Here is a 24426-nt window from a genome sequence, read left to right as displayed (position 1 = left end):
GTGTCATCAACCTATGTACCGCCGCTGCTGCGGCCTCTCCAGACGATCCGGAAATCGGCCCAAGCGCCGGTCGATTGGCTCGCCAGGCTCGGCCACCAGGTGTTCTTCCTGTTGCGCTCGATCGGCTCGATTCCGCTGGCGCTCAAGCACTACCCCAAGGAAGTGTGGCGCCTGCTCTCCGACGTCACCTGGGGCAACGGCAATCTCGTCGTCGGCGGCGGCACCATCGGCGTCGTCGTCATTCTGAGCGCCTTCGGCGGCATGACCGTCGGCATCCAGGGTTACAACTCGCTGAACCTGCTCGGCCTGAGCCCGATCACCGGTGCGATCTCGGCGTTCGCCACGACTCGCGAACTCGGCCCGCTGCTCGCCACGCTGGCCTTCGCCGCTCAGGCGGGCTGCCGGTTCACCGCGCAGCTCGGCGCCATGCGCATCTCCGAGGAGATCGACGCGCTGGAGTCCATCGCCATCCGGCCGCTGCCCTATCTGATCAGCACCAGGATGTTCGCGGCGATGATCGCCATCATCCCGCTCTACTGCCTCGGCCTCACGATGGCCTACGTGTCCTGCTCGCTGACCGTGCAGCTGATCGGCGGTACCGCCGTGGGCACCTACCAGCACTACTTCTATCAGTTCCTCGTCCCGGCCGACGTCGTCTATTCGCTGATCAAGGCGATCCTGTTCGTCGCGATCACCACATTCATCCAGTGCTACTACGGCTTCTTCGCCTCCGGTGGCCCCGAGGGCGTCGGCGTGGCCGCGGGCCGCGCGATCAAGATGTGCATCATCGCGGTCGTTTTCGCGAACCTGTTCATGACATTGGCGATCTGGGGCATCAACCCCGGCATCCGGATCTCGGGGTAGACACCAGATGATCATCGATCCCAGTGGGCGCGGGCCCACGATGCGGCAGCTGTTCATCGCGGGCGTGTGCGGTCTGGTCGTGTTCGCGCTGGTGCTCAGCTTCCTGATGCTGCGCTACAAAGGGTTCTTCCAGGAGAAGGTCAACGTCACCGCGAACCTGACCACCACGGGTGACGGTCTGCCCGAGCAGGCCGACGTCAAGTTCCGTGGCGTGCTCGTCGGCGCGGTGAAGACCGTCGACATCGCGGCCAAAGGCGAACTGCAGAAGGTCCGGATCGAGATGAAGCCGGAGTTCGCCGACGACATCCCGGCCAACGTGACCGCTCGCGTGGTGCCGAGCAATCTGTTCGCCGTCACCTCCGTCGAACTCGTCTTCAACGGCCCCGCCGACCAGTACCTGCACGAGGGTTCGGTCATCGAGGAAGACCGCAGCAAGGGCACCATCGCGTTGCAGGACACGCTCACCACGGTCCGCAACATCCTCGACAAGATCGATCCGGTGCAGTTCGGCCGGGTGCTGGGCACCCTGTCGCAGGCGCTGGACGGCAGCGGCCGGGTGCCCGGCTCCACCGTCGAGCGGCTGGACCGCTGGCTGCTGGCCGTGGACGAGTCGATCCCCGATCTCGGTGCGCTGCTGGGTGACTTCTCCGCATCGTTCAACGCGCTCAACCAGTCCGCACCCGAGCTGGTCGACGTGCTCGGCACCTCGGTGCAGACCGCGCGCACCATCGCCGACCGCCGCGGCGAGCTGGTCGCGTTGATCACCGGTACCTCGGGCACCATCGACACGGTCAACGACCTGTTCGCCCGCAACCCGAACGTGGGCATCGAGGTCACCGCGGGCACGAACGACATGTTCGGCGCACTCGCCGCGGACCCGGACGCGATTACCAGGAGCCTGCTGAACCTCAGCGAGACCATGCGCCGGATGGACACCACGTTCAAGTGGGGCCCGCAGAAGCAGCAGGTCTGGGACGCGGGCATCACCCTCACGCCGTACCGGCCCTACACGGTGGCCGACTGCCCGCGCTACGGCGACATGGTCGGGCCGAGCTGCTTCACCGCTCCCGCCGTCGCCGACGTCGGCGAGCTGCCGGAACAGCTGAAGCCGCGCGCACTCGCCTCGGCCGCCGGGCTTCCCCCGGTCGTGCCGATGCCCGGCCTGCCGCTGATCCCCGGCGTCACCACACCGGACCCGAACCGGGCCACCGCGGCCGCTCCCACCGGTGGTGCGCCCGCTCCGTTCGCGGGCACTCCGCTCGAAGGCCTGTTCCCGATGCTGCCGCCGGGTCTGCTCCCGCCTGCCGCGGCTCCGGCGCCCGTCGCGCCTGCCGCCGCCCCCGAAGGCACCCCGTCGGCGGCGCCGATCTCCTACCGGGGTGACTCGGCGATCCCCGCGCTGCTCGGCCGCAAGCCGACCACCGCCGAATATCTGCTGCTGAGCTCGATTCTGAAGGGCGGAACCATGCAGGTGTCCGACAACGGTGCCGGACGATGAGCATTCGCAAGCCGCTCATCGGCTTCACCATCTTCGCCATCGTGTCGATTCTGGTCACGGTGGTGGTGTGGAACACGCTGGCGCGCATCGTCAACGGGGACACCTACACCTACTCCGCGACGTTCTCCGACGTGCTCGGTTTGCACGAGGGCGACGACGTCCGCATGGCGGGCGTGCGGGTGGGCAAGGTCGAGAAGATCGAGCGGGGCCGCGACGCGAATCTGAAGAAGTCGGTCGCGAAGGTCACCTTCGTCGTGCAGCGCGACCAGACGATCTACAACGACACCAAAGCGCTGGTCCGCTACCAGAACCTGATCGGTCAGCGGTACGTGGCCCTGGCTCCCGGCAAGGCGTCGAGCCCGGCGCCGTTGAAGAACAACGGCTCCATCCCGATCGATCGGACCGAGCCGTCGTTCGATGTGTCCGGTCTGCTCAACGGATTCCAGCCGCTGTTCCAGGTGTTGCAGCCCGAGCAGGTCAACCGGTTGTCGGAGACCTTCATCCAGGCATTGCAGGGCGACGGCGTCTCGTTGAGCGCGTTCATCGTGCAGGCCGCGCAGCTGGCCACCGACTTCCAGCGCAGGGACGCGATCCTGTCCGATGTGATCACCAACCTGTCGGGCGTGATGTCGGGGTTGGCGAAACGAGGTGATGAATTGGAGACCCTGGTGACCCAGACCCGGGCCTTGATCGGCGGGCTGTACGAACAAGGGCAGTCGTTGCTCGGCTCGACCGAGCAGATCGCGGCCGCGACCACGTCGCTGGTCGGCATGATGGACCGGATCCAGCCGAGCCTGCGCACCGCGCAGAACTCCACCAGCGCCGCGTTGACGCTGTTGCTGGACAACGGCGCCAAGCTCGATCAAGCGGCGATCGACCTGCCGAACGTCCTGTCCGCGGCGGGCAGGCACACCTCGGAGGGCGGTTACGCCAACGCCTACCTGTGCGGGCTGGACTTGTCGCTCTACGGTGTCCTCTTCCCCCGCGGTCTGTTCTCGCAGATCGGTGGCACCTCGCACTCGGCGGTGTGCCGCCCATGATGACGAAACTCAGGTCCAGGTTCGAGAGCAACCGGTTCTTCTGGTTGGGCGTCATCGGCGGTGTCCTCATCGTGGTGCTGCTGGTGGTGTCCAGCGTCTACAAGCTCCTCGGCGTCGGCGAGCAGTCGATCAAGGCCGAGTTCGTGCAGGCCGCGGGTATCAGGGTCGGCGACAAGGTGAACATCGCGGGGGTGTCCTCCGGGCGGGTGGTCGACGCCGAACTCGAGGGCAGTCACGTGCTGCTCACGCTGAGCGTCAGCGACGACGTGAAACTCGGCCCGGACGCGCGCGCCTCGATCAAGATGGCCACGCTGCTCGGCGCCAGGTACGTCGACCTCGAGCCGGGCGACGGTTCGGGCCTGAAGGGCAAGCGGATCCCGGTGTCCAACACCACGGTGCCGTACAACCTGGCCGACGTCGTGCAGGTCGGCACGCCGAAGTTCGAAGCGCTCGACACCAAGAAGCTGTCCGACTCGCTGAACCTGATCAACGAGCAGATGAACGGCTCGCCCCAGCTCACCGCCCAGGCGCTGGACAGCGTCGGTGCGCTGGCCAAGGTGATCGACAGCCGCAAGGCCGAGGTGGACACCCTGCTGAAGAACTTGGACCGGGTTACCCGGATCCTCGGCGACAACCGCAACAGCATCCTGCTGGTGATCACCCAGGGTGAGGCCATCGCCAATCGGGTGATGGAGCGCCAGGCGCTGCTGCGCCAGTTGCTGGACAACGTCGCCGCGCTGACCAAGCAGCTGGAGGCGATCGGCGCGGAGAACAACGATCAGCTCGGCCCGACCATCCAGCAGCTGAACACCATGGCCGAGGGCCTGCAGAAGAACAAGGACAACCTGGATCGGATGCTGTCGATCATGCCGCCGACCCTGCGCTACCTGGCGAACTCCTGGGGCGGCAGCGGTCCGTACGGCGATGTCGGCCTGCCGTGGCTGTTCCCGGACAACTGGTTGTGCTTCGCCCAAGTCATCGAGGGGTGCCAGGGATGAGATTCCGCACGGGCTTTCCGCTGAGGACCGTCGCGAAGGCGTTCATGATCAGCGCCGCCGCGCTCACGATCGGCAGTTGTTCGCTGCTGCCGAGTTCGGTGAACAACGCGCTGGGCACCACCCTGCAGTTCACCGCGGACTTCGACAACATCGCGGGCATCTACGAGGGCAATCCGATCACGGTGCTCGGGCTCGACGTCGGCAAGGTCGACAAGATCGTGCCCAAAGGCACCCTGATCGAGGTGCACATGTCCATCGACAAGGACGTCAAGATCCCGAAGGACGCCATCGCCGCGATCATCTCGCCGTCCATCGTGACCGACCGGCACATCGAACTCACCCCGGTCTACACCGGCGGCGAGACCTTGGCCGACGGCGCGCACCTGCCCAAGGCCCGGACCAAGACGCCGGTCGAACTGGACACGATGATCAAGACCATCGATCAGTTCGCCGCCGCGCTGAAGCCGGAGCCGGGCCAGGAGGGCATCGGCCCGCTGTCGGGCCGGGTGCTCTACCCGATGCTCAACGGCAACGGCGAGAAGATCCGTGACACCCTCAACGCGCTGTCCAGCGCGCTGAAGGTCGGTGTGGACAACAAGGACGCGATCTCCAGCATCATCATCAAGCTGAACGACCTCACCACCATGCTGGCCGAGAACGACCAGTCGGTGCGCGATTTCAGCAACCGGGTTACCCAGATGACCGGCCTGCTCGCCGATCAAGCGCCCGGTCTACAGGCCACGCTCGATCAACTCCTCGCCTTCCTGCGCAACACCAGTACCACGCTGACGCAGTACGAGAGCCAGTTGTCCGGCACGATGACCGGCCTGACCAACGTGACCCAGCAGTTGCGCGACAACGCCTACGGCCTCACCGAAGTCGCCGACCTGGCGCCGATGGTCATGCAGAACGTCGACAACATCGTCAACCGCGAGCACGGGTACGTCCGGTTGCACGCGGTGATCGGCACCGCGCTGTCGGGTGAGATCGTCAGCCTGTTCTGTGAGCGCATCCAGATGAAGGCCGACGGCTGCCGTACCGGAAACATGCAGGACTTCGGACCCGACTACGGGCTCACCGCCGCACTGCTCGGACTGACGAAATGACGTACCGAATGACGATCAAGGCACGCAGGACGCTGGTCGCCGTCGCCGCGGTAGCCGGTGTGGCGGTCACCTCCGGCTGCGGGCTCACGGTGGAGAAGCTGCCGTTGCCGAAACCGGGTCAGGGCGGGGAGACCTACACGATCCACGCGGTCTTCGAGAACGCGCTGAACCTGCCCGACCAGGCGAAGGTGAAGATCGGTGGTTCGGATGTCGGTGTGGTGACCGACATCAAGACCAAGAACTTCCAGGCCGTCGTGGACTTGACCATCCGTAAGGACATCGAGTTGCCCAAGGGCAGCACGGCGGAACTGCGTCAGGCCACCCCGCTGGGTGATGTGTTCGTCGCGGTGTCCAAGCCCAAGACCGAGCCCGGCGCGGACATGCTGCACAACGGTGACACGCTCACCCTCGACAGCACCTCCGCGGGCGCGACCGTCGAGCAGCTGCTCATCTCCGTCTCCATGCTGTTCAACGGTGGCGGCATCGCCAGCCTGTCCAAGCTGGGTTCCGAGCTGGACTCCATCGTCGGCGGCCGCGGCGAGCAGCTCGCCCACCTGATCACCGAGATGACCGGCGTGGTCGGCAGTCTGAACGACAACTCCGCCCGGGTGGACAGTGTGCTCGGTGAGTTCAGCACCCTCGCCAACACCATCGAGGGCAGGCGGTCGGAACTCGGCGAGGTGGCCGACACGCTGCCGCAGATGATCGGCGCCATCGCAGAGAACAACCGGGCCCTCGGCGATCTGCTCACCAAGTTGTCCACCGCCAGCGCCGCCCTCGGCGACTACGCGAACACCTCGACCGAGAGCTTGAACGGGCTGCTGGAGAACACCCACCAGCTGATGGACGCGATAGCCAGGACCGGCGACGGCTTCGGCGTCCTGCTCGATCGACTGCGGGTGCTGCGGCCGAAGGTCGACGCGACCTTCCGCGGCAGCAGCTTCGCGGTGTACGCGACCGCGACCAACCTGGACATCAGCGCGCTCACCGATCCGCAGCACGGCAAGCTCCAGGACCTCAACGACTTGCAGGACTTCGCGGGCAGTTTGATCCAGGTGCTGCAATTGGTGCAGGGCCGGGTGGGAGGACAGCGATGACCTCGGCGCGCAAACTGTTCGGAAGCAAGATCTTCCTGTCGAACGTGGGCCTGGTGCTCGTGCTGCTGGTCGGCGCGACCTACCTGCTGCTGAACGTCATGCGGGTGAACCCGCTGCGGTCCGACTACACCGTCACGGTGAATCTGGATCGTTCCGGTGGTCTGCAACCCGGCAACGACGTGACGTTGCGCGGGTGGCGTATCGGCAAGGTGACATCGATCGAGCTGTCCGACCGTGGCCAGGCCATCGCCGCCACCGCGCAGATCGAGTCGAAGTACAAGATCCCCGTGGACACCCAGATCGCGGTGCAGGCTCTGTCGGGCGCGGGTGAGCAGTACATCGACTTCCGGCCGAATGCCGAACAGGGGCCGTTCCTGGCCAACGGCGCGGTGATCAAGTTCGATCCGGACAGGATCCACACGCCGACGCCGGTGTGGTCGGTGCTGGACAACTCCAGCGCCCTGATCGCGCAGATCAACCCGGAGCACTTCCAGGTCATCCTGAACGAGCTGGACATCGCGCTCAGCGGCGGCCCGGATCAGCTGCGCGGCCTGGTCAACGGGATCAGCCTGGCGACGGCGGGCCTGGACTCGTTGCTGCCGCAGACCACGAACCTGATCACCAATCTGCGCACCATCGCGAGTACCACGTCCAACGCACAGCCCGATCTGGCCACGCTGACCCGCAACTCCGGCGTGCTGTTCGAGCAGTTCAACAACGCGAACGCGGAATTGCAGCGCGTGCTGGACCAGGCGCCGGGCCAGCTCACCAGCCTCGGCGCGGTGGTGGACCGGACGGCGGATCCGATCACCAGCCTGGCGACCAACTTCCAGGCCATCACGAAGGCGGCGCAGCTGCGGCTGCCCGCGCTGCGCGCGCTGTTCCCCTCGCTCGCGCTCGGTGGCGAGGCGCTCGGCGTCCCGGCGCACGACGGCGAATTCCACGCGATGATCGACATCTGGCCGCGCCCGTTCTGCACCTACAACACTCCGAAGATGCGCAACGAGGTCGTGCAGGACGGCACGATCCCGATGTGGAACTACTGCGAGAACCCGCCGCCGGGTCAGCAGATCCGCGGTGCCGCCAACGCGCCGCGGCCCGACGTGCCCAACAACGGCGCGCACATGCCGCCGGGTGTGGATCCGAACGAGCGGACCCTGCCTCCGGTGCGGTGAGTCGTACCCGGCCCGGCGGTGCTCCCGTCGGGCGGGCATACTCGCCGGTGAAACGCGTAAGGTTCGCTGCCGCGGGCCGCTGAAGCCAATCGGTGCGCACCGATGCGCGCCGGGAAAGTGCAGGTTCTATCGATGTCTACCGACGACGCCGAGACCGACAAGGACGCCGAGACCACGGCCGCCACCTCCGACAAGGGCACCGACGCGGTAGCCGGGAAGTCGGGGGACGCCGCCGGCGCGGCGAAGCCCGAGCTGTCCAAGGCGGAGAAGGCAGACAAGGCCGAGGCCGGCGCGAAGCCGGCCGCGAAGAGCGACTCGCCCAAGGCGGCGGCTTCCGCACCGTCCGGCAAGTCCACCTCGATTCCGCTGGTGGCCGCGTTCGTGGCCGGCGTGCTCGCGGTCGCCGCGATCACCGCGGTGGTGGTGTTCTTCTTGCAGGGCAAGGATCGCGGCGACAAGCTCGACGCGATCCGCGACTCCACGAGCGCCGCGTGCACATTCGGCAAGGACGTCTCGGTCTACGACTACTCGAAGAACCTGGACGACTACTTCACCACGGTGAAGGCGGGCTCGACGGGCGAGTTCCTCAAGGAGTTCGACGACGCGACCAAGGCGCTGAAAGACGCCATGGTGCAGGCACAGGTCAAGTCCTGGGCCGACGATGTGCAGTGCGGCTACCAGGCCGGTGACAAGACCTCGGCCAAGGTGCTGGTGACCCTCACGCAGTATCGGACCAACTTCACCCAGGCCAACCCCGAGCGTCAGTTCGTCGTGGTGATCGCCCAGCTGCAGAAGTCCGGCGACAAATGGCTGGTCGAGAAGCTCGATTCGCCGATGCTGAAGGGTGCCGGTACCGGTCTGCCCGGCGCTCCCGCTCCGGGCGCTCCGCAGCAGGCGCCGTCCGGTCAGCCTGCGCCGTCTGGTCAGCCCGCACCGCAGCCGGGTAACTAGCCGAGCGCCTCCGGCGGTGGGCCGAGCCACCACCGCCGGAGGTCATTCGGGCAGCCTGCGACGATCCGGCGGATCAGAACAGCGTCAAAGCCTGTGGCGCCGACGGCGCGGCCGCCTTCCCCGCGGCCTTGTCTTTCGGCGCTTCCGGCGCCGTCGACGCTTCCTCCACAGTCACCGCGAGCATTTCCACGGTGTTCGCCTCGGCGACAGCCGCGGTGACCGCGGCCTGCCGAGCCGCTTCTCCGGCCAGCGCGTCGGCTTGCTCGTTGAAGTAGTTGCCGACATGACCACGGACCCAACGGAAGCGGACCGGCCCCGGCCTGCTCGAGATGGCCCGATCGATCTGCCGGACGAGTTCGACATTCTTCACCGCGCCACCGGTGGACGTGCGCCAGCCGTTGAGCCGCCAGCCCGACACCCATTCCGAGGCGCATTTGATCGCGTAGAGCGAATCGCTCTCGATGAGCAGGGGTTCGGAACCTGGATGGGCGACGATCGCCTCCAGCACCGCGCGCAACTCCGCGACCTGGTTGGTTCCGGACGCGGCTCCCCCGCTGGCAGAGGAGCCCTGATGATTGACCCAAGCCCAGCCGATGGCGCCGCCGGGATTGCGGAGGCAGGATCCGTCGGTGCTCACGATGATCATGGGTGGCACCCTACGCAATCCGACCGACAAGATCGGTACCGTGGAATTCCTCTATCTCCCTCCGTAGCCGGGCCTCCGTACGCCGCAGCGCCGATTTGACCGCGGCGTCCACCAAGCCGGTGCTCAGGCGCCCGACCACCCCGCGAGGTGGACTGTACTCCGCCTCGGAGGTCAGCACCGAGCGCCCGTAACCGAGTGGGTCGAAGCGCAGCCGCAGCGTGCCGGAGAACCGTCCGCGCAGCGTGTACCCGATCACTGCGTTGTGGCGGTGTTCGGTGATCTCGCAGGTGGAAGTCGGTTGCCAGATCGCGAAGCGGGTGGTGGTGGCGAAGACCGCGCCGAGTCCGCGGTCCTGGTCGCCGACCGGTACGAAGTCCGCGATGCCGAACATCCAATCCGGTACGAACAGATGGTTGTCCGTATAGCTGAAAGCGACCTCGACGGGCGCTCCGACGTCACTCGCGTACTTGATGTGGCCCATAGGCCCTCCCTGTCCCACGACTGGCGTTAAAAGTACTACAGCTCTCCTCTTTATTCGAGGGCTCTGCGGGATTTTCGTCCGTTATTTCGCCAGGTTGCGACCGAATGGTTGCTTGGGAGTAAAGTCGTTCGCGGCGTCCTCAGAGCTGGTCGACGAGGTGCTCCGCGATCGGCATGGCCGAGGTCGCCGCAGGTGAGGGGGCGTTGAGCAGATGAACCGAGCGCTCGGTGCGCTCGATCATGAAGTCGTGCACCAGCGTTCCGTCCCGCAGCACCGCTTGGGCGCGAATGCCCGCCTCGCGGGGCCTCAGATCGGCGAGCGTCAGCTCCGGACAGTAGCGGCGGCACTGCTCGAGGTATCCGCGCTTGAACAGCGAGTTGCGCAGTTCCCGCAGACCGGTGCGCACATTCGCCTTGGCGACGCGATGGAATCCGGCGAATCCGAGCACTTCCCGCGCGTCCCGCAGGTCGACACTGCCTTTGCGGTAGCCCTCCCTCGACAGTCCGAGCACGGCGTTCGGCCCCACGGTCAGCGCTCCGTCGATCGTCGGGCTCAAATGCACGCCGAGGAACGGCAATCCGGGATCCGGGATCGGATAGATCAATGTGCTGACCAGATCATTTCGCTCCTCCGGCAGCTGGTAGTACTCGCCGCGGAAGGGAACGATGCGAAAGTCGGTGCGCAACCCGGCCGCCCGCGCCATCCGGTCGGCTTGCAGGCCCGCGCAGACGACCGCGCGGCGAGCCGTCCACGAGCCGGCCGGCCCCGCGGCGGTAACGGCATCCGAAGTCTCGGTGAGCGTGGAAACCTCGGCGCCCAGCACGAATTCACCACCCGCGCCGCGGACTTCCTCGGCGAGCGCTTCGGTCACACGAGTGAAGTCGACGATGCCGGTGTCCGGGACGAAGAGGGCCCCCACGCCGGTGACGCGCGGTTCCCGCCGCGTGAGCTCCGCGGCGTCGATCAGTTCGACGGCCACGCCGTTGGTGATCGAGCGTTCGTGCAGCGCGAGCATGCGTCCGTATTCGGCGTCGTCCGTAGCGACCAGTAGTTTTCCGCAGACGCGGTGAGGAATGTCGTGGGCGGCCGCGAATTCCTTGGTCCAGCGAGCGCCCCGGCGGCACAGCGTGGCCTTCAGGCTGCCGGGCGGATAGTAGATGCCGGAGTGGATGACTCCGCTGTTGTGGCCGGTCTGATGGGCGGCCAGCCGCTGGGCTTTCTCCAGCAGCACAAGGCTCGCACCGGGATTACGCGCCATGATCCGGTGCGCGGTCGCGACGCCGACGATGCCGCCGCCGATGACGCAGAAGTCGTAGGCGCTCATGCCGAGCAGGGTAAGCGGTAGCTCACACGGCGGTGGAATCCGCTCCGCCGTGCGCGGCGGCGGGCGCGCGTTCGGTGGTCCGCTGTTCGAGGTCACCGCTGGGCGCCGGCGTGGCGTGCCGGTTCAAGCGCAGGTCGTGCTCGCCCAGTCGCGGATCGGAGAACGCCATCCGCACTTCACCGCTGTGGGTATCGAGGTCGGTGCGCATCGTGGTCACGGCCGGCATCTCCGACGTGGGGCCGGAGCGGAGGTAACCCGGCAGCATGATCAAAGCGTTGGTGTCCACGGTGACGGAGACGGTGTCGTCCTCGACCTGTGCGACCTGCGCGCCGAAATAGGCGTCGCCGAATCGCACCTTTCCGGCGACAGGTGTGGGAGAGGGTGGCGCGGCAGGCGAATCTGCCTGCGGCGCGGTAGTTTCCGGCTTGGCGGTCTCCGGCTCGGCGGCACGCGGAACCGAAGCGGCCGCGGGCAGGACGAAACTGGTGCCGGTCAGCACCGGATAGGGGGTGTATCGGCGGCCATGATCGGGCTCGTCCGGGGCGGGCGGAGTGACCGGCGCGGCGATCCGAGTCGCCGGGCGCTGCATATCGGCGATCTGCTGTACGACATACGCGCCCGCCACGACGGTCAGGCTCAAGCTGGCGGCACCGGCGAGCACGATGGCGGCATGCCGCGCGACCTGGGCAGGTCGATGTGCTGTCACGATGCGTTCCTTTCGCTGCGACGCTGCTCCCCACAGCGACCAGCACCTCGGGAAGCTGTACGCCCGTTCAGATTACCCGTGGGGTCGGGCGGGGTGCCGCATCGAGGAGAGCAGGATCACAGCAGGCGTGGCGAAAGACGGCGTGGTCGCGATGGGATGACCGGGCGTCACCGCGCCGTAAATGGCGTCGATGTTTCCGTGAACGCACCGACGGGTAAATAGTCGGGTAGCTGGCGAGCGCCATTCTCGACTGCCACTCGAGACACCCGGCCAACGGCGTCCGGCCGTCGACATGAACACGGCGCACCCAAGTGTGGCGCTCGCCCGCTCCGAAGCGTCGTCGACGGGCCGGCGTGCAGGCGGGTCAGGCGAACTGGCCCGCTGCCCTTCCCGCACCGGTCGGACCAGCGAAAGCCTGTGCGAGAGTGAGCCATTCCGCGGCGTCGTCGCCGTGCGTCACGAGCGCCAGATCGTCGGGATGGCGGCGTTGGGTCACCAGCATGCAGAAATCGAGTGCCGGTCCGGTCACGCGCTGTTCGGCGTCTTCCGGACCCCACCTCCAGATCGTGCGATCCGGCGCGGTCAATTCGACCCGGAATTCCGCTGCGGGTGGCGTCTTTCCGTGCACGGTGTAGGCGAAGTTCCTGGTGCGCACGCCGATATGGGCCACGGTGCGCAGCCGCGCCGTGGGCGTGCGGTGTACGCCGAGGGCATCGGCCACATCCTGCCCGTGCGCCCAGGTCTCCATGATGCGGGCGCTGATCATCGACGCGGCGCTCATCGGCGGACCGAACCACGGCAACTTGACGCCCGCGGGCGCGGCGCGCAGGGCGGCGATGAGCGAGGCGCGTCCGCGCCGCCATCGATCCAGCAGATCGGCGGGCGGTTCGGTCGCGGCCTTCTCGGCGGCCTCGTCGACGAACGTGAGCGCACGGGGCCCCGCTTCGGACAGCAACTCCCCGAAGCGCGCGGCATCCGCGGTGGCGATCGTCGCGATCTCGTCGGTCCAGGCCAGATGGCCGATCTGATGGGCGATGGTCCAACCGGGCGCGGGTGTGGCGCGCGCCCACTCCTCGGGCGCCAACGGGCCGACGAGTCGTTCGAGGTCCGCGCATTCGTCGGCGAAGTCGCCGAGCAGCGCCTCTAGGTCAGCCATCAGTTCCCCTGCCGCTACCGGGCGCACCGCCTCGTGCGCCGCCGGGTCCAGCATCGCAGCGAGACCAAAAAAAGGCAAGCATGCTTGTTTTATATTGGTCGGCGCGGGCCCGCTACCAGCCGAAAATCAGCAGGTGGGCGGCTCCAACCACGAGCCCGAGGATCGCACCGTGCAGATACAACAGCCACGCGTCCTGTTCCACGGACGCGTAGAACATCTCCATGAACTCCCCCGGCGTGAGCCGCCGCAACTTGCGCGCCGCGAATTCATCGATGGTCTTGGCCTGCTCCCGGTTGAACTCCTCGTCCTCTACCAGGGTCGGGGCCAAGCCGACCGCCGCGCCCGCCGCGCCCACCGTGAGGTTGTCGAACTGGCGGCGTCCCAGGGCGGCCCGCACCAGTGTGGTGGTCGGGCCGAGCTGACGATTGATCTCGTCGGCGATCAAGCGCTCCAGCAGCTGCCTGGTCTTGTCACCATTCGGGCCCTCCAGCAGTTCCTTGGACAAGTTGGGCAGCGTCAGCACCTGGTAGGCCAGGATGTGCGCCAGATCGGTGGCCGCCTGCGGCTGCCGTTTCGCCAGCAGCGCTTGCTTCCACAGGTACTTGTACCTCGGTTGCGGATCGCCCGGCTCGAACACCATCTTCACCGCGATGACGTTCACGATCACGCCGATCGCCGCAGAGGCGAGCAGTACGATCACCCATCCCGGCACCCAGCCCAGCACCGGAATGTTCTGGTGCACATGCATGTACAGCGCCAGCACCACGCCGAAGGGCGCGCCGAGCAAGCCGACGCGGACCATGAACCGCAGCTCGGGCGCCGCGATGGTGGTGGTGAGGTCCTTCAGGATGGTCGGGTTGTCCTCCAGGTAACGGATCACGAAGCCCTTGATGCCGATCAGCTGGTCGACGTTGTCGCCGAGCGAGGCGAACGCGCGACGCGACAGGGCGGGCAGTTCGCGATCCACCCGCTGGTAGATCAGCTGCTTGGCGGCGCGCGGCACGGTGCGCCACAGGTCCGGGTTGTCCCGGTACATCAGCTCGTCCACCAGTGGCCGCACCTGCTCCCGCGCCAGCACCGCGATGTAGTCGGCGATACCGTCGAGATCGAGTTCGTGGATGAAGTCCTTCGGACTGCCGATCCGCATCAGCGCCTTGTCCACACAGATGCTGGCCATCTTCTCCGCGCGTGCCGGGATGAAGCCCTGGAAGCCGAGGCGGCGGCCGTCGCCGGAAAAGGTCGGCAGCACCTGGACCCGGCGCGGGAAGTACGGGTAGAGCACGTGCAGGCCGGGAATGCGAACGCCGCGAAACCGGATCGGCCAGAAGAGCATCAGCACGCCGGTCCAGTTGGTCAGCCAGCCCGCCAGCGCGCTGAAGATCGGAAACGTGATCAGGTCGACCACGAACTTCGGCTGCCCGGTCAAGCTCTCCCAGTCGATGAACACGCCGGCGGCGAGCGACGACATCGATGGGACTCCCTAAGCCGATCCGGCGGTACCGCCGGTATGAGATACCAAGGCCCCCACGTTCTCATTGCCTTGGACGAGGTGTCAACGCTCAGCGGGACTTCGCCGTCAGCGAACGGACCGGTCGGGGTGGAACAAACCCGAACACCCGGGGGTTGAGTAGGCATCGCTCAACTTTTGGAAGGGTCGAAGACGTGACTACACCACAGAACCTGCCGGTGCTGTTCCTGACCGATCCGATCGTGCTGCCGGGCATGGTCGTGCCCATCGAACTGGACGAATCGGCGCAGGCCGCGATCGACGCCGCACGGGCCGCCAAGACCGAAGCCGTGCTGCTCGCGCCGCGGTTGAACGAGGGCTACGCCACCTACGGTGTGGTCGCCACCATCGAACAGGTCGGCCGTATGCGCGGCGGAGCCCCGGCGGCCGTCCTCAAGGCCGAACGGCGCGCCAAGATCGGGCACGGGGTCACCGGCCCGGGCGCCGCGCTGTGGGTCGAGGCCGAGCCGGTCGAGACGCCCACCCCCGACGGCCGCACCAAGGACCTGGCCGCGGAGTACAAGAAGCTGGTCGTCTCGGTGCTGCAACGCCGCGAGGCCTGGCAGATCATCGACGCGGTCAATCAGCTGACCGACCCGTCGGCCATCGCCGACACCGCGGGCTACGCCCCGTACCTGACCGCCGACCAGAAGCGGGAGCTGCTCGAGACCCCCGACGTGGCCGAGCGGCTCACCACCCTGATCGAGTGGACCAAAGCGCACATCGCCGAGGCCGAGATCAGCGAGAAGATCAGCGAGGACGTTCGAGAGGGGATGGAGAAGAGCCAGCGCGAATTCCTGCTGCGCCAGCAACTCAACGCCATCCGCAAGGAACTCGGCGAGGACGAGCCGGACGGCGCGGACGACTACCGCACCCGCGTCGAGCAGGCCGATCTGCCCGGCAGCGTCCGCGAGGCGGCGCTGCGCGAAGTCGGCAGACTGGAGCGGGCCAGCGATCAGAGCCCGGAATCGGGCTGGATCCGGACCTGGCTGGACACCGTGCTGGAGCTGCCGTGGACGGTGAAGACCACCGACAGCACCGACGTCTCGGCCGCCCGCGCCGTCCTGGACGCCGACCACCACGGCTTGGACGAGGTGAAGGACCGCATGGTCGAGTACCTGGCCGTCCGCGCTCGCCGCGCCGCCCGCGGCCTGGAGGTCGTGGGTGGACGCGGGTCCGGCGCGGTGCTGGTGCTGGTCGGCCCGCCCGGCGTCGGCAAGACCTCGCTGGGTGAGTCCGTGGCGCGTGCCCTCGGCCGGAAGTTCGTCCGCGTGGCCCTCGGCGGCGTGCGCGACGAAGCCGAGATCCGTGGGCACCGCCGTACCTATGTCGGCGCGCTGCCCGGCCGCATCGTCCGCGCCATGAAGGAAGCCGGATCGATGAACCCGGTCGTCCTGCTGGACGAGATCGACAAGGTCGGCTCGGACTTCCGCGGCGACCCGGCGGCCGCTCTGCTCGAGGTGCTGGACCCGGCGCAGAACCACACCTTCCGCGACCACTACCTGGATCTGGACCTCGACCTGTCCGACGTGCTGTTCATCGCGACCGCGAACGTCATGGAGACCATCCCCGGCCCGCTGCTGGACCGGATGGAACTGATCACCGTCGACGGCTACACCGAGGACGACAAGGTGGCCATCGCGCGCGACTTCCTGGTGCCGCGGCAACTGGAGCGCAACGCGCTGACCGCCGAGGAGGTGACGATCAGCGAGGAGGCGCTGCGCGAGGTCGCGGCCAACTACACCAGGGAGGCGGGCGTTCGGCAGATGGAACGGCTGATCGCCAAGGCGCTGCGCAAGGCGGCCACCCGGTTGTCCGAGCGCGTAACCGTCCCCGCCGCGGCCGGTTACGACCCCGACCTGGGTTACGAGGTGGATGCCGACACCTTGACGATCGGTCTGGCCGACTTGAAGGACTACCTGGGTCGCCCGCGCTTCACCCCCGACTCGGTCGAACGCACGGCCGTCCCAGGGGTGGCCACCGGCCTCGCCGTGACCGGCGCGGGCGGCGACGTCCTCTACATCGAGGCGAACGCCGCCGAGGGTGAGCGCTCGCTGACCCTCACCGGCCAGCTCGGCGACGTCATGAAGGAGTCCGCGCAGATCGCGCTGACCTACGTGCGCTCGCACCTGGAGGAGATCGGCATCGAGCCGACGGTGCTGGATCGCAACATCCACATCCACTTCCCGGCAGGCGCGGTGCCCAAGGACGGCCCGTCCGCGGGCGTCACGATGGTCACCGCCCTGGTGTCGCTGGCGCTGGGACGGCAGGTGCGATCGGACGTCGGCATGACCGGTGAGGTCACGCTGAACGGACGGGTGCTGCCGATCGGCGGCGTGAAGCAGAAGCTGCTCGCCGCTCAGCGGGCCGGATTGAAGACGGTGTTCATCCCGGCGCGTAACGAACCGGATCTGGACGACGTCCCGGCGGAAGTGCTGGCCGCGCTGGATGTCCGCCCCGTCGCCGACGTGGCCGACATCCTCGCCTACGCCATCGAACCGGTGGCCGAACCCGCGTTGGGGCCTGCCTTCGCGGCGACTGCCTGACCTGGGCTGGAACGGCCGGGCACGGAAAACTCCGTGCCCGGCCGTTCGCATGCCGCCGAGCGGATGGACAGACGCGCGCTGGGCGGTCCCAGGCGCGGCGGCTCACCGGTCGCGGCAGGCGATCATGCGCAGCGGAACGGTTGGGCGGCTCATCTCACCGGACAACCGTGCCGATGTACGAGCAGGGAGTTGACCGTTGCGGTCATGTACCGCTTCCGGTCGGATCGGTTTCCGCGAGCCGGGTGGTGCCCTGGGCCACCGCACACAGAACGGGTTCGCGGCCCGAGCTCTCCGCGTAGATCTCGCAGTGGGCGACCGCTTGGCGGCGCGTCGCGCCGGTGACAGCTGCCTCGACGCGCAAACGCTCGCCCGCGGCGGGGCGGAGGTAGGTGATGGTGACACCGCCGGTGAGCACATTCGCGCCGAGCACCGTACCGGCGGCGAAGGTGAGGGCGTTGTCGGCGGCGTAGGCGAGCACGCCGCCGTGCACGTAACCGAATTGCTGGGTCAATTCGCGGCGGAGGGGGACGATCAGGGTGGCCGCGCCGTCGCCGAACGCGGTGATCTGGGTGCCCACCAGTGTGGCGAAGGGCTGCGCGGCCAGTATCTTCTCGGCGCTGTCGAGGTCGAGGGCCATGGTTGTCGTCATCGGGAGACCTCCGCTGCGGCTCGGGTGCGATCGGCGGCGAGGGCGAGCCAGGCGGCGTCGGCGAGTTCGCCCGCGACTTCGGCCGGGCCGACGCGCATTTCGCCGCCCAGCCACTGTCGCGTGTATTCCTGCGCCGGGCCCAGCCACAGCGCGTAGACCAGATCGATCGGAAGATCACGCACCGCCCCGTATCCGGCGTGTGTGCGCCACCACCGCGTCACGTCGGAAAGGAAGCGGCGATTGCTCTCGCTCTCGCGCACCCCTGGTGGACGCGCGGAGGTGAGCACGGTTGCGCGGTATTGATTTTCGCCGACCCACCGCAGGTGCTCGCGCACGCCCTCGGTGACGCCCGCGCGCGCGTCGGTGCTGTCGCCGACCGCTGCCCAGAAATGCTCCTGATAGTCCGCGAGCGCGTTGGCCCACACCTGCCGGTACAGGTCGGCCTTGTCCGGGAAGTGGTGATAGAGCGCGCCGACGCTGGCGCCCGCCGTGGCGCGGATCTGCGTCAGCGTCGCGTCCAGCGCCCCGTGCTCGGCGAACTGGCGCTCGGCCGCCAACAGCAACCGATCTCGAATCTTCATAACCAGAATTTAGTTCTGTTCAGCGATCCGTGCAATGCGCGATGTCGCAGCACTGGGGTAAGAACGGGGTGTGGCCAGATGGCTGTTGCACGTCGATCTCGACCAGTTCCAGGCGGCGGTGGAGTTCCGCCGCCATCCGGAACTGCGGGGACTGCCGGTCATCGTCGGCGGCCACGGCGATCCCACCCAACCGCGCAAGGTGGTGACCTGCGCGTCCTATCCGGCGCGCGCGTTCGGCGTGCGGGCCGGGATGCCGCTGCGCAGCGCCCAGCGCAAGTGCCCCGATGGCGTGTTCCTTCCGCTCGACATGACCGCCTACGAGGACGCCTCGGACGAGGTCATGGCGCTGCTGCGGACGTTTCCGGGACGGGTCGAGGTGTGGGGCTGGGACGAGGCGTTCCTGGCCGCCGACACCGACGACCCGGAGGCCCTCGCCCAGCGGGTGCGCGGCGCCATCGCCGGACTCGAACTGACCTGCTCGATCGGCATCGGTGACAACAAACTCACCGCCAAGCTCGCGACCGGGTTCGCCAAGTCGGCGGGCAAGTCGTCGGCCGAGCCCGACGCCGGTGCGGGCGCGGCGGCGGGCGTCTTCCGGCTCACCGCCGAGAACTGGACCGAAGTGATGGCCCATCGCCCGACAGACGCGCTGTGGGGTATCGGCACGCGCATCGCCGCACGTCTGGCCGAACTGGGCATCCGAACCGTCGGCGACCTGATGGCCGCCGACCGGCATCGTCTCGCCGCGGAATTCGGGCCGAACACCGGGCCGTATCTCTGGGTGCTCGGCCACGGCAAAGGCGATACGGACGTCACCACCGAGCCTCGAATACCCGTGGGCCGCAGCAAGTCCGAGACGTTCCCGCACGACCTGACCGATCCCGGCGAGATCCGCGCGCAAGTGGCGCGGCTGGCTACCGAGGTCGCCGAGGAGATGGCCGCGGCGGGCCGGATCGGCACCCGGGTTTCCGTGACGGTGCGCACCAACACCTTCTACACCCGCAGCAAGCAGGAGAAACTGCCCGAACCGACCATCGACGTCGCGCGGATCGCCGAGACCGCGCTGCGCATCGTCGAACGGTTCGACCTCGACCGCCCGATTCGTCTGCTCGGCGTCCGGCTCGAACTCCTGCCGCAGTAGCTCCCGGACCCGTCCGGACCCTCGTATGCTCGTGCCCATGGAGTTCTGGGCGATGGTGGCACACGAGACGGACAGCGGGATCGTCCTGACCCGGCAGCAGGTCAACGAGGATTTTCTCGGGCCGGGCGACGTGACGATCAAGGTGCACTACTCGAGCGCGAACTACAAGGACGGTCTGGCGATCACCAAGGGCGGCGGGGTGGTGCGCAACTACCCGATCGTGCCCGGGATCGATCTCGTCGGCGAAGTGGTCGAGTCCGCCGACGACGATTTCGCCCCCGGCGACCAGGTGATCGCGCACGGATACGACATCGGGGTTTCGCACAACGGCGGCTTCGCCGAATACGCCAGGGTGCCGGCCGAATGGGTGGTAAAGCTGGCGGACCTGAGTCCCCGTGACGCGGCCGCGCTCGGCACCGCGGGGTTCACCGCGGCCCTGAGCGTGCAGGCCCTGCTCGATCGCGGGCTCACCCCGGACGCGGGCCCGGTGCTGGTCACCGGCGCGACCGGCGGGGTCGGCAGCGTGAGCATCGACATCCTCTCCGGCCTCGGCTTCGAAGTGATCGCTTCCACCGGCAAGACCGACGCGAACGATCTGCTCAGCGAGATCGGCGCGAACGAGGTGATCGGCAGGTTGCCCGAAGATCCGAACGCCAAGCCGCGGCCGTTGACCAAAGCGCGGTGGGCCGCGGCCGTGGACAGCGTCGGCGGCGCCTCGCTCGCCTATGTGCTGAGCGCCATCGGCTACGGCGGCGTGGTCGCGGCCAGCGGGCTCACCGGCGGAGCGGAACTGCCCACCACGGTGATGCCGTTCATCCTGCGCGGCGTCGCGCTCGAGGGCATCGACTCGGTCGACCTCCCGATCGACCGTCGCCGCGAGGTATGGTCCCGGCTCGGCAAAGAGCTTCGCCCGCAGCACCTTTCGTCCCTGGTGAACCACGCTCCGATCACCGAGGCCGAGAAGGTGTTGCGCTCCATCCAAAGCGGTAACCACCGCGGGCGCACCGTGATCGGCGTCCTCGGCGAATTCTGACCCGCCAATGCGTGGCGTGCTTCGGTAGCGCTCGGACGAAAACTGCGCGGATCCGTTTCGGATGTACCGGACAGCAGTCTCGTGAGACCGGTCGGCGAAGCCCGGCTCGATTCGTTCGAGCCGGTCTTCGCCGGTTCGTACGACCCAGGCGCGCCCGTTCGGGTGCGGAGGTGACGGCGCTTCACCGCTATGTGGCGGTCGGACCGGGGCTGTTCGGCCGTCGAGCCGAACACGCCGCGCGGGGGAAGACGCTGCCATTGTCGCGGGCCCTGATCCGATACGGTTCTTCGGCAAGCATGTGATCGCACCGGCCGAGAGGCGAACTTCGTTGTCCGCGAATCTGTTCTGGCGTTCGATGTCGATAGTGGCGGTTTCCGCGCTGCTCGCCGCGCCCACGTACAGCCGGGCCGATCCGGTGGCCGACCCGCAGCCGAACAGTTCGGACCGGTTCTATCACCAGACGCTCGAATGGAAGCCGTGCGGCGTCGAGAATCTGGACAAGGCCGGGGGCGAGTGCGCGAACGTCCAGGTGCCGCTCGACTACGCGCGGCCCGGCGATCGCACGATCGACCTGGCGATCTCCCGGGTGAAGGCGAGCGATCCGGCACGGCGGCGGGGAATCCTGCTGTCCAATCCCGGCGGTCCGGGCGGCCCGGGACTGGACAGTGTGGATCTGCTCGGTGATGTGCTGTCGCCCGACGTGCTGGCGAGCTACGACCTGATCGGGATGGACCCGCGCGGGGTCGGCGAGTCCAGCCGGAGTCCGCGGTGCGGGTGGCCGGTCGGCGAGATGATCCGGTCGGCGGGCCTCGACCCGCTCGGCTTCGTGCACGACACCGTCCAATCCGCCGGCATGGCCGCCACGTGCGTGGTTCGCGACCCAGAGCTGGTGCGGCAGTTCACCACTCGCAACACGGCGCGGGACATGGACGTGGTCCGAGCCGCCTTGGGCGAGCAGAAGGTCAACTTCTACGGCTTGTCCTACGGCACGTATCTCGGGGCGGTGTTCACCCAGATGTTCCCCGAGCGCAGTGATCGAATCGTGCTCGACAGCGCTATCGACCCGGACCGGTATTGGGAGGGCTTGGTCCAGGACTGGGGTCCCTCGGACGAGATCGCGCTGGACGATTGGGCGGTGTGGGCCGCAGCCCGGGACGAAGAGTTCCGGCTCGGTGCGACGCCGCAGCAGGTGCGCGCGAAGGTCGAGGAGCTCGTACGCGTGGTCAACCGTAGGCCGATCGTCATCGATGACTTCGCGATCGACGACCACTGGTTGCCGTTCATCCTGCACACCTTGTTGTGGAACTTCCGGCTGAACGAACCGTTGGCCGCGACGGTGCGCGAGCTCGCCGACGACGCGGGCGGCCCGCCCACCGCCTCGCGTACGCCGCGGCTGCGCGCCATCGTCGCGGCGCTGCGGGACAACGAGAACTCCGTGCTGGCGCAGATCGCCTGCGGCGATGTCGGCGCACCCATCGATCCCACGTGGTACTGGCGCAACATCGAGGAGAGCCGGGCCACGCAACCGGTGTTCGGCGCGCTGGCGGGCAACATCCAGCCGTGCGCCTTCTGGCCCCGGCCGGTCGAACCGCCGACGGTGGTCCGGAATGCGGTGCCCGTGCTCATCGTGCAGGCGGCGGGCGATCCGCGCACTCCCTACGCCCACGCCGTCCGGCTGCACGAGTATCTGTCGGCGTCGCGGATGGTCACCCTGGAAGACGTCCGCATCCACATGACCTTCCGGCCCGAGTTGAGCAGCTGTGTGAACCACGCGATCAACGCCTACTTCGGCGCGGGAACCCTGCCGGACACCGACACCACCTGTACCGCGGACCGGACGGCGAGCTAGGACGGCGGGTCAGGCCGCCGCCGTGACGGGCTCCTCGGCGAACTGGGTGCGGTACAGCTCCGCGTAGCGGCCATCGGCGGCCAGCAGTTCGGTATGCGTGCCGCGCTCGATGATCCGGCCCTCCTCCAGCACCAGGATCTGGTCGGCAGCGCGGATCGTGGACAGCCGGTGTGCGATCACCAGCGCGGTTCTGCCCGCCAGCGCTTCGGACAGCGCCTCCTGCACGGCGGCTTCGGAGGTCGAGTCCAGCGACGCCGTCGCCTCGTCCAGGATCACCACGCGCGGTTGCTTGAGCAGCAGGCGCGCGATGGTCAGCCGCTGCCGCTCACCGCCGGAGAGCCGGTAGCCGCGCTCGCCGACCACCGTCTCCAACCCGTCCGGCAACGAAGCGACCAGGTCGCGCAGCCGGGCGCGTTCCAACGCGTCCCACAACTCGTCCTCCGTGGCCTCCGGGCGCGCGAGCAGCAGATTGGCCCGGATGGTCTCGTGGAACAGGTGCCCGTCCTGGGTGACCAGGCCGACCGTCTCGCGGATCGAGCTGGTGGTCAGCTCGCGCACGTCCGCGCCGTTCAACCGCACCGCTCCGCCGTCGACGTCGTAGAGCCGGGAGACCAGCTGTGCGATGGTCGACTTGCCCGCACCGGACGAGCCGACCAGCGCGATCAGCTGACCGGGCTCGGCGCGCAGCGACACCTCGTGCAGCACCTCCACCCCGCCGCGAGTGTCCAGATTCGCCACGTCCTCCAGCGAGGCCAGCGACACCTTGTCGGCCGACGGGTAGCCGAAGCTCACCGCGTCCAGCTCCACCGCCACCGGACCGGCCGGAACGGGCTTCGCGCCGGGCGCGTCCTCGATCAGCGGTTTCAGGTCGAGCACTTCGAAGACGCGCTCGAAGCTCACCAGCGCGGCCATGATCTCCATCCGGGCGCTGGCCAGCGCGGTGAGCGGGGTGTAGAGCCTGGTCAACAGCAACGACAGCGAGACAACCGCGCCCGCGTCCAACTGCCCGCGCAGCGCGTACCAGCCGCCGAGCCCGTACACCAGGGCGATCGCCAGCGCGGACACCAGCGTGAGCGAGGTGACGAAAACGGTTTGCAGCATCGCGGTGCGGACGCCGATATCGCGCACCCGGCGGGCCCGCAGCGCGAACTCGCCGGACTCCTGCTCCGGACGGCCGAAAAGCTTGACCAGCGTGGCGCCCGGCGCCGAGAACCGCTCGGTCATCTGGGTGCTCATCGCCGCGTTCAGCCGCGCCGCCTCGCGCTGCATGTCCGCCAAGCGGTTGCCCATCCGGCGCGCCGGAAACACGAACACCGGAAGCAGAACCAGCGCGAGCAACGTGATCTGCCACGAGATGCTCAGCATCACCCCGAGCGTCAGCGCGAGGGTGACGAGGTTGGCCACCACGCCGGACAGTGTGTCGCTGAACGCGCGCTGAGCGCCGATGACGTCATTGTTCAAGCGGCTGACCAGTGCGCCGGTCCTGGTTCGGGTGAAGAAGGCGACGGGCATCTTCTGCACGTGGTCGAACACGGCGGTGCGCAGATCGAGGATCAGCCCCTCGCCGATTCGTGCCGACATCCATCGGGTCGCCAGCCCGAGCCCCGCGTCGAACACCGCGAGCACGCCGATCACCAGTGCGAGGACGACCACCACCCGCGGCGCCGCGCCGCCGACGATGTCGTTGACCACCCGGCCCGCCAGCACCGGCGTCGCCACGGCGAGAACCGCGGACACCACGCTGAACACTAAGAACGCACCGATCCTGCGGCGGTGCGGCGCCGCGAACCGGATGATGCGCCGGGCGGTGGCGAAGCGGAACGGCCGCTGTTCCCGCGGCGCGTTCGCCCGCCGGTACATCTGGCTCCACGCCACGGATTCGATGCTCACGTTGCTCTCCCTCTCGCTCCCCACCCATCCAAGACCTGGCCACCGACATTAGGACCTCAACAATGGTTGAGTTCAAGTCGATTCCGGACGCACGCCGTTTCCGCCGAGAGCGAAACCGGCCGTAGCCCGAATACTCGGTCCACCCCGGCGGTCACTCGGACGCGAGCCATAAGGGGCCGCGAACACCG

At 67.9% G+C, this 24426-nt stretch carries 21 protein-coding genes; 12 read left to right on the top strand and 9 right to left on the bottom strand.

What is annotated here, in order from left to right:
- From ABZ420_RS18285 to ABZ420_RS18250, 8 genes are all read left to right on the top strand, one after another.
- A complete protein-coding gene (locus tag ABZ420_RS18285; RefSeq protein ID WP_040871284.1) occupies positions 1 to 864 on the top strand; it encodes an ABC transporter permease in 864 nt (287 codons plus the stop codon).
- Positions 865 to 871: 7 nt separating this feature from the next.
- A complete protein-coding gene (locus tag ABZ420_RS18280) occupies positions 872 to 2362 on the top strand; it encodes an MCE family protein (RefSeq protein ID WP_357123786.1) in 1491 nt (496 codons plus the stop codon).
- Complete coding sequence (locus ABZ420_RS18275) at positions 2359 to 3402, top strand: MCE family protein (RefSeq protein WP_062966833.1); 1044 nt, start codon at positions 2359 to 2361, stop codon at positions 3400 to 3402. Before ABZ420_RS18280 ends, ABZ420_RS18275 begins: the two co-directional genes overlap by 4 nt.
- Positions 3402 to 4400: an MCE family protein gene (locus ABZ420_RS18270; RefSeq protein ID WP_357123833.1), complete on the top strand. Its 999-nt coding sequence runs from the start codon at positions 3402 to 3404 to the stop codon at positions 4398 to 4400. The genes ABZ420_RS18275 and ABZ420_RS18270 overlap by 1 nt, the downstream gene beginning before the upstream one ends.
- Positions 4397 to 5506: an MlaD family protein gene (locus tag ABZ420_RS18265; protein ID WP_357123783.1), complete on the top strand. Its 1110-nt coding sequence runs from the start codon at positions 4397 to 4399 to the stop codon at positions 5504 to 5506. Before ABZ420_RS18270 ends, ABZ420_RS18265 begins: the two co-directional genes overlap by 4 nt.
- Before the next feature lie 8 nt (positions 5507 to 5514).
- Entirely contained in the window at positions 5515 to 6603 is a 1089-nt protein-coding gene (locus ABZ420_RS18260) for an MCE family protein (protein ID WP_357123780.1), read from the top strand.
- Complete coding sequence (locus ABZ420_RS18255; protein WP_062966825.1) at positions 6600 to 7778, top strand: MCE family protein; 1179 nt, start codon at positions 6600 to 6602, stop codon at positions 7776 to 7778. The genes ABZ420_RS18260 and ABZ420_RS18255 overlap by 4 nt, the downstream gene beginning before the upstream one ends.
- Positions 7779 to 7910: 132 nt before the next feature.
- Positions 7911 to 8729: a hypothetical protein gene (locus ABZ420_RS18250; protein WP_357123777.1), complete on the top strand. Its 819-nt coding sequence runs from the start codon at positions 7911 to 7913 to the stop codon at positions 8727 to 8729.
- Positions 8730 to 8802: 73 nt separating this feature from the next.
- Here ABZ420_RS18250 and ABZ420_RS18245 read toward each other — a convergent pair whose 3' ends face one another.
- The 6 genes from ABZ420_RS18245 to ABZ420_RS18220 form a co-directional block, all read right to left on the bottom strand.
- Positions 8803 to 9375 carry a ribonuclease H gene (locus tag ABZ420_RS18245; RefSeq protein ID WP_063050315.1) on the bottom strand — a complete coding sequence of 191 codons (573 nt, stop codon included), beginning with the start codon at positions 9373 to 9375 and terminating at the stop codon, positions 8803 to 8805.
- Positions 9376 to 9385: 10 nt separating this feature from the next.
- A complete protein-coding gene (locus tag ABZ420_RS18240) occupies positions 9386 to 9856 on the bottom strand; it encodes an SRPBCC family protein (RefSeq protein WP_357123774.1) in 471 nt (156 codons plus the stop codon).
- A 139-nt stretch (positions 9857 to 9995) separates the two neighbouring features.
- On the bottom strand, positions 9996 to 11180 hold the full coding sequence (gene lhgO, locus ABZ420_RS18235; protein ID WP_357123771.1) for an L-2-hydroxyglutarate oxidase: 1185 nt from the start codon (positions 11178 to 11180) through the stop codon (positions 9996 to 9998).
- 22 nt (positions 11181 to 11202) lie between these two features.
- Positions 11203 to 11886: a hypothetical protein gene (locus ABZ420_RS18230; protein ID WP_357123768.1), complete on the bottom strand. Its 684-nt coding sequence runs from the start codon at positions 11884 to 11886 to the stop codon at positions 11203 to 11205.
- 364 nt (positions 11887 to 12250) lie between these two features.
- Complete coding sequence (locus ABZ420_RS18225) at positions 12251 to 13042, bottom strand: TIGR03084 family metal-binding protein (RefSeq protein ID WP_357123765.1); 792 nt, start codon at positions 13040 to 13042, stop codon at positions 12251 to 12253.
- Between the two features lie 112 nt (positions 13043 to 13154).
- A complete protein-coding gene (locus tag ABZ420_RS18220) occupies positions 13155 to 14510 on the bottom strand; it encodes a hypothetical protein (RefSeq protein ID WP_357123762.1) in 1356 nt (451 codons plus the stop codon).
- Positions 14511 to 14704: 194 nt separating this feature from the next.
- Between ABZ420_RS18220 and lon the strand changes: the two genes are divergently transcribed.
- A complete protein-coding gene (lon, locus tag ABZ420_RS18215) occupies positions 14705 to 17095 on the top strand; it encodes an endopeptidase La (protein ID WP_357123759.1) in 2391 nt (796 codons plus the stop codon).
- Positions 17096 to 17297: 202 nt separating this feature from the next.
- Here lon and ABZ420_RS18210 read toward each other — a convergent pair whose 3' ends face one another.
- A complete protein-coding gene (locus ABZ420_RS18210; RefSeq protein WP_357123757.1) occupies positions 17298 to 17744 on the bottom strand; it encodes a PaaI family thioesterase in 447 nt (148 codons plus the stop codon).
- Positions 17741 to 18325 (bottom strand): TetR family transcriptional regulator, encoded by a 585-nt coding sequence (locus ABZ420_RS18205; RefSeq protein WP_357123754.1) that lies wholly within the window; start codon positions 18323 to 18325, stop codon positions 17741 to 17743. The genes ABZ420_RS18210 and ABZ420_RS18205 overlap by 4 nt, the downstream gene beginning before the upstream one ends.
- A gap of 70 nt (positions 18326 to 18395) precedes the next feature.
- On the opposite strand from ABZ420_RS18205, the gene ABZ420_RS18200 reads away from it, so the two are divergent.
- The 3 genes from ABZ420_RS18200 to ABZ420_RS18190 all read left to right on the top strand — a co-directional run bounded on the left by ABZ420_RS18200 (position 18396) and on the right by ABZ420_RS18190 (position 22348).
- Positions 18396 to 19466, top strand: coding sequence for a DNA polymerase IV (locus ABZ420_RS18200; protein WP_357123751.1), 1071 nt, complete (start codon positions 18396 to 18398; stop codon positions 19464 to 19466).
- Between the two features lie 37 nt (positions 19467 to 19503).
- Complete coding sequence (locus ABZ420_RS18195) at positions 19504 to 20499, top strand: oxidoreductase (RefSeq protein WP_357123748.1); 996 nt, start codon at positions 19504 to 19506, stop codon at positions 20497 to 20499.
- Positions 20500 to 20863: 364 nt separating this feature from the next.
- On the top strand, positions 20864 to 22348 hold the full coding sequence (locus ABZ420_RS18190) for an alpha/beta fold hydrolase (protein WP_357123746.1): 1485 nt from the start codon (positions 20864 to 20866) through the stop codon (positions 22346 to 22348).
- 9 nt (positions 22349 to 22357) lie between these two features.
- Here the strand turns inward: ABZ420_RS18190 and ABZ420_RS18185 are convergent, their stop codons facing one another.
- Positions 22358 to 24238 carry an ABC transporter ATP-binding protein gene (locus tag ABZ420_RS18185; RefSeq protein WP_357123743.1) on the bottom strand — a complete coding sequence of 627 codons (1881 nt, stop codon included), beginning with the start codon at positions 24236 to 24238 and terminating at the stop codon, positions 22358 to 22360.
- Positions 24239 to 24426 lie beyond the last annotated feature (188 nt).

The organism is Nocardia sp. NPDC005745 (genome assembly GCF_040630775.1).
GTDB lineage: Bacteria > Actinomycetota > Actinomycetes > Mycobacteriales > Mycobacteriaceae > Nocardia.
Note: the sequence above shows the minus strand (reverse complement) of the source record. Positions and strands in the feature narration are given on the sequence as shown.

What these genes read in the sequence shown, in the direction of transcription:
- lhgO (WP_357123771.1), bottom strand. Translation starts at nt 11,180, where the DNA reads ATGAGCGCCTACGACTTCTGCGTCATCGGCGGCGGCATCGTCGGCGTC.
- ABZ420_RS18205 (WP_357123754.1), bottom strand. Translation starts at nt 18,325, where the DNA reads ATGAAGATTCGAGATCGGTTGCTGTTGGCGGCCGAGCGCCAGTTCGCC.
- ABZ420_RS18220 (WP_357123762.1), bottom strand. Translation starts at nt 14,510, where the DNA reads ATGTCGTCGCTCGCCGCCGGCGTGTTCATCGACTGGGAGAGCTTGACC.
- ABZ420_RS18255 (WP_062966825.1), top strand. Translation starts at nt 6,600, where the DNA reads ATGACCTCGGCGCGCAAACTGTTCGGAAGCAAGATCTTCCTGTCGAAC.
- ABZ420_RS18265 (WP_357123783.1), top strand. Translation starts at nt 4,397, where the DNA reads ATGAGATTCCGCACGGGCTTTCCGCTGAGGACCGTCGCGAAGGCGTTC.
- ABZ420_RS18245 (WP_063050315.1), bottom strand. Translation starts at nt 9,375, where the DNA reads ATGATCATCGTGAGCACCGACGGATCCTGCCTCCGCAATCCCGGCGGC.
- ABZ420_RS18195 (WP_357123748.1), top strand. Translation starts at nt 19,504, where the DNA reads ATGGAGTTCTGGGCGATGGTGGCACACGAGACGGACAGCGGGATCGTC.
- ABZ420_RS18260 (WP_357123780.1), top strand. Translation starts at nt 5,515, where the DNA reads ATGACGATCAAGGCACGCAGGACGCTGGTCGCCGTCGCCGCGGTAGCC.
- ABZ420_RS18225 (WP_357123765.1), bottom strand. Translation starts at nt 13,042, where the DNA reads ATGGCTGACCTAGAGGCGCTGCTCGGCGACTTCGCCGACGAATGCGCG.
- ABZ420_RS18210 (WP_357123757.1), bottom strand. Translation starts at nt 17,744, where the DNA reads ATGACGACAACCATGGCCCTCGACCTCGACAGCGCCGAGAAGATACTG.
- ABZ420_RS18250 (WP_357123777.1), top strand. Translation starts at nt 7,911, where the DNA reads ATGTCTACCGACGACGCCGAGACCGACAAGGACGCCGAGACCACGGCC.
- ABZ420_RS18270 (WP_357123833.1), top strand. Translation starts at nt 3,402, where the DNA reads ATGACGAAACTCAGGTCCAGGTTCGAGAGCAACCGGTTCTTCTGGTTG.
- ABZ420_RS18280 (WP_357123786.1), top strand. Translation starts at nt 872, where the DNA reads ATGATCATCGATCCCAGTGGGCGCGGGCCCACGATGCGGCAGCTGTTC.
- ABZ420_RS18240 (WP_357123774.1), bottom strand. Translation starts at nt 9,856, where the DNA reads ATGGGCCACATCAAGTACGCGAGTGACGTCGGAGCGCCCGTCGAGGTC.
- ABZ420_RS18275 (WP_062966833.1), top strand. Translation starts at nt 2,359, where the DNA reads ATGAGCATTCGCAAGCCGCTCATCGGCTTCACCATCTTCGCCATCGTG.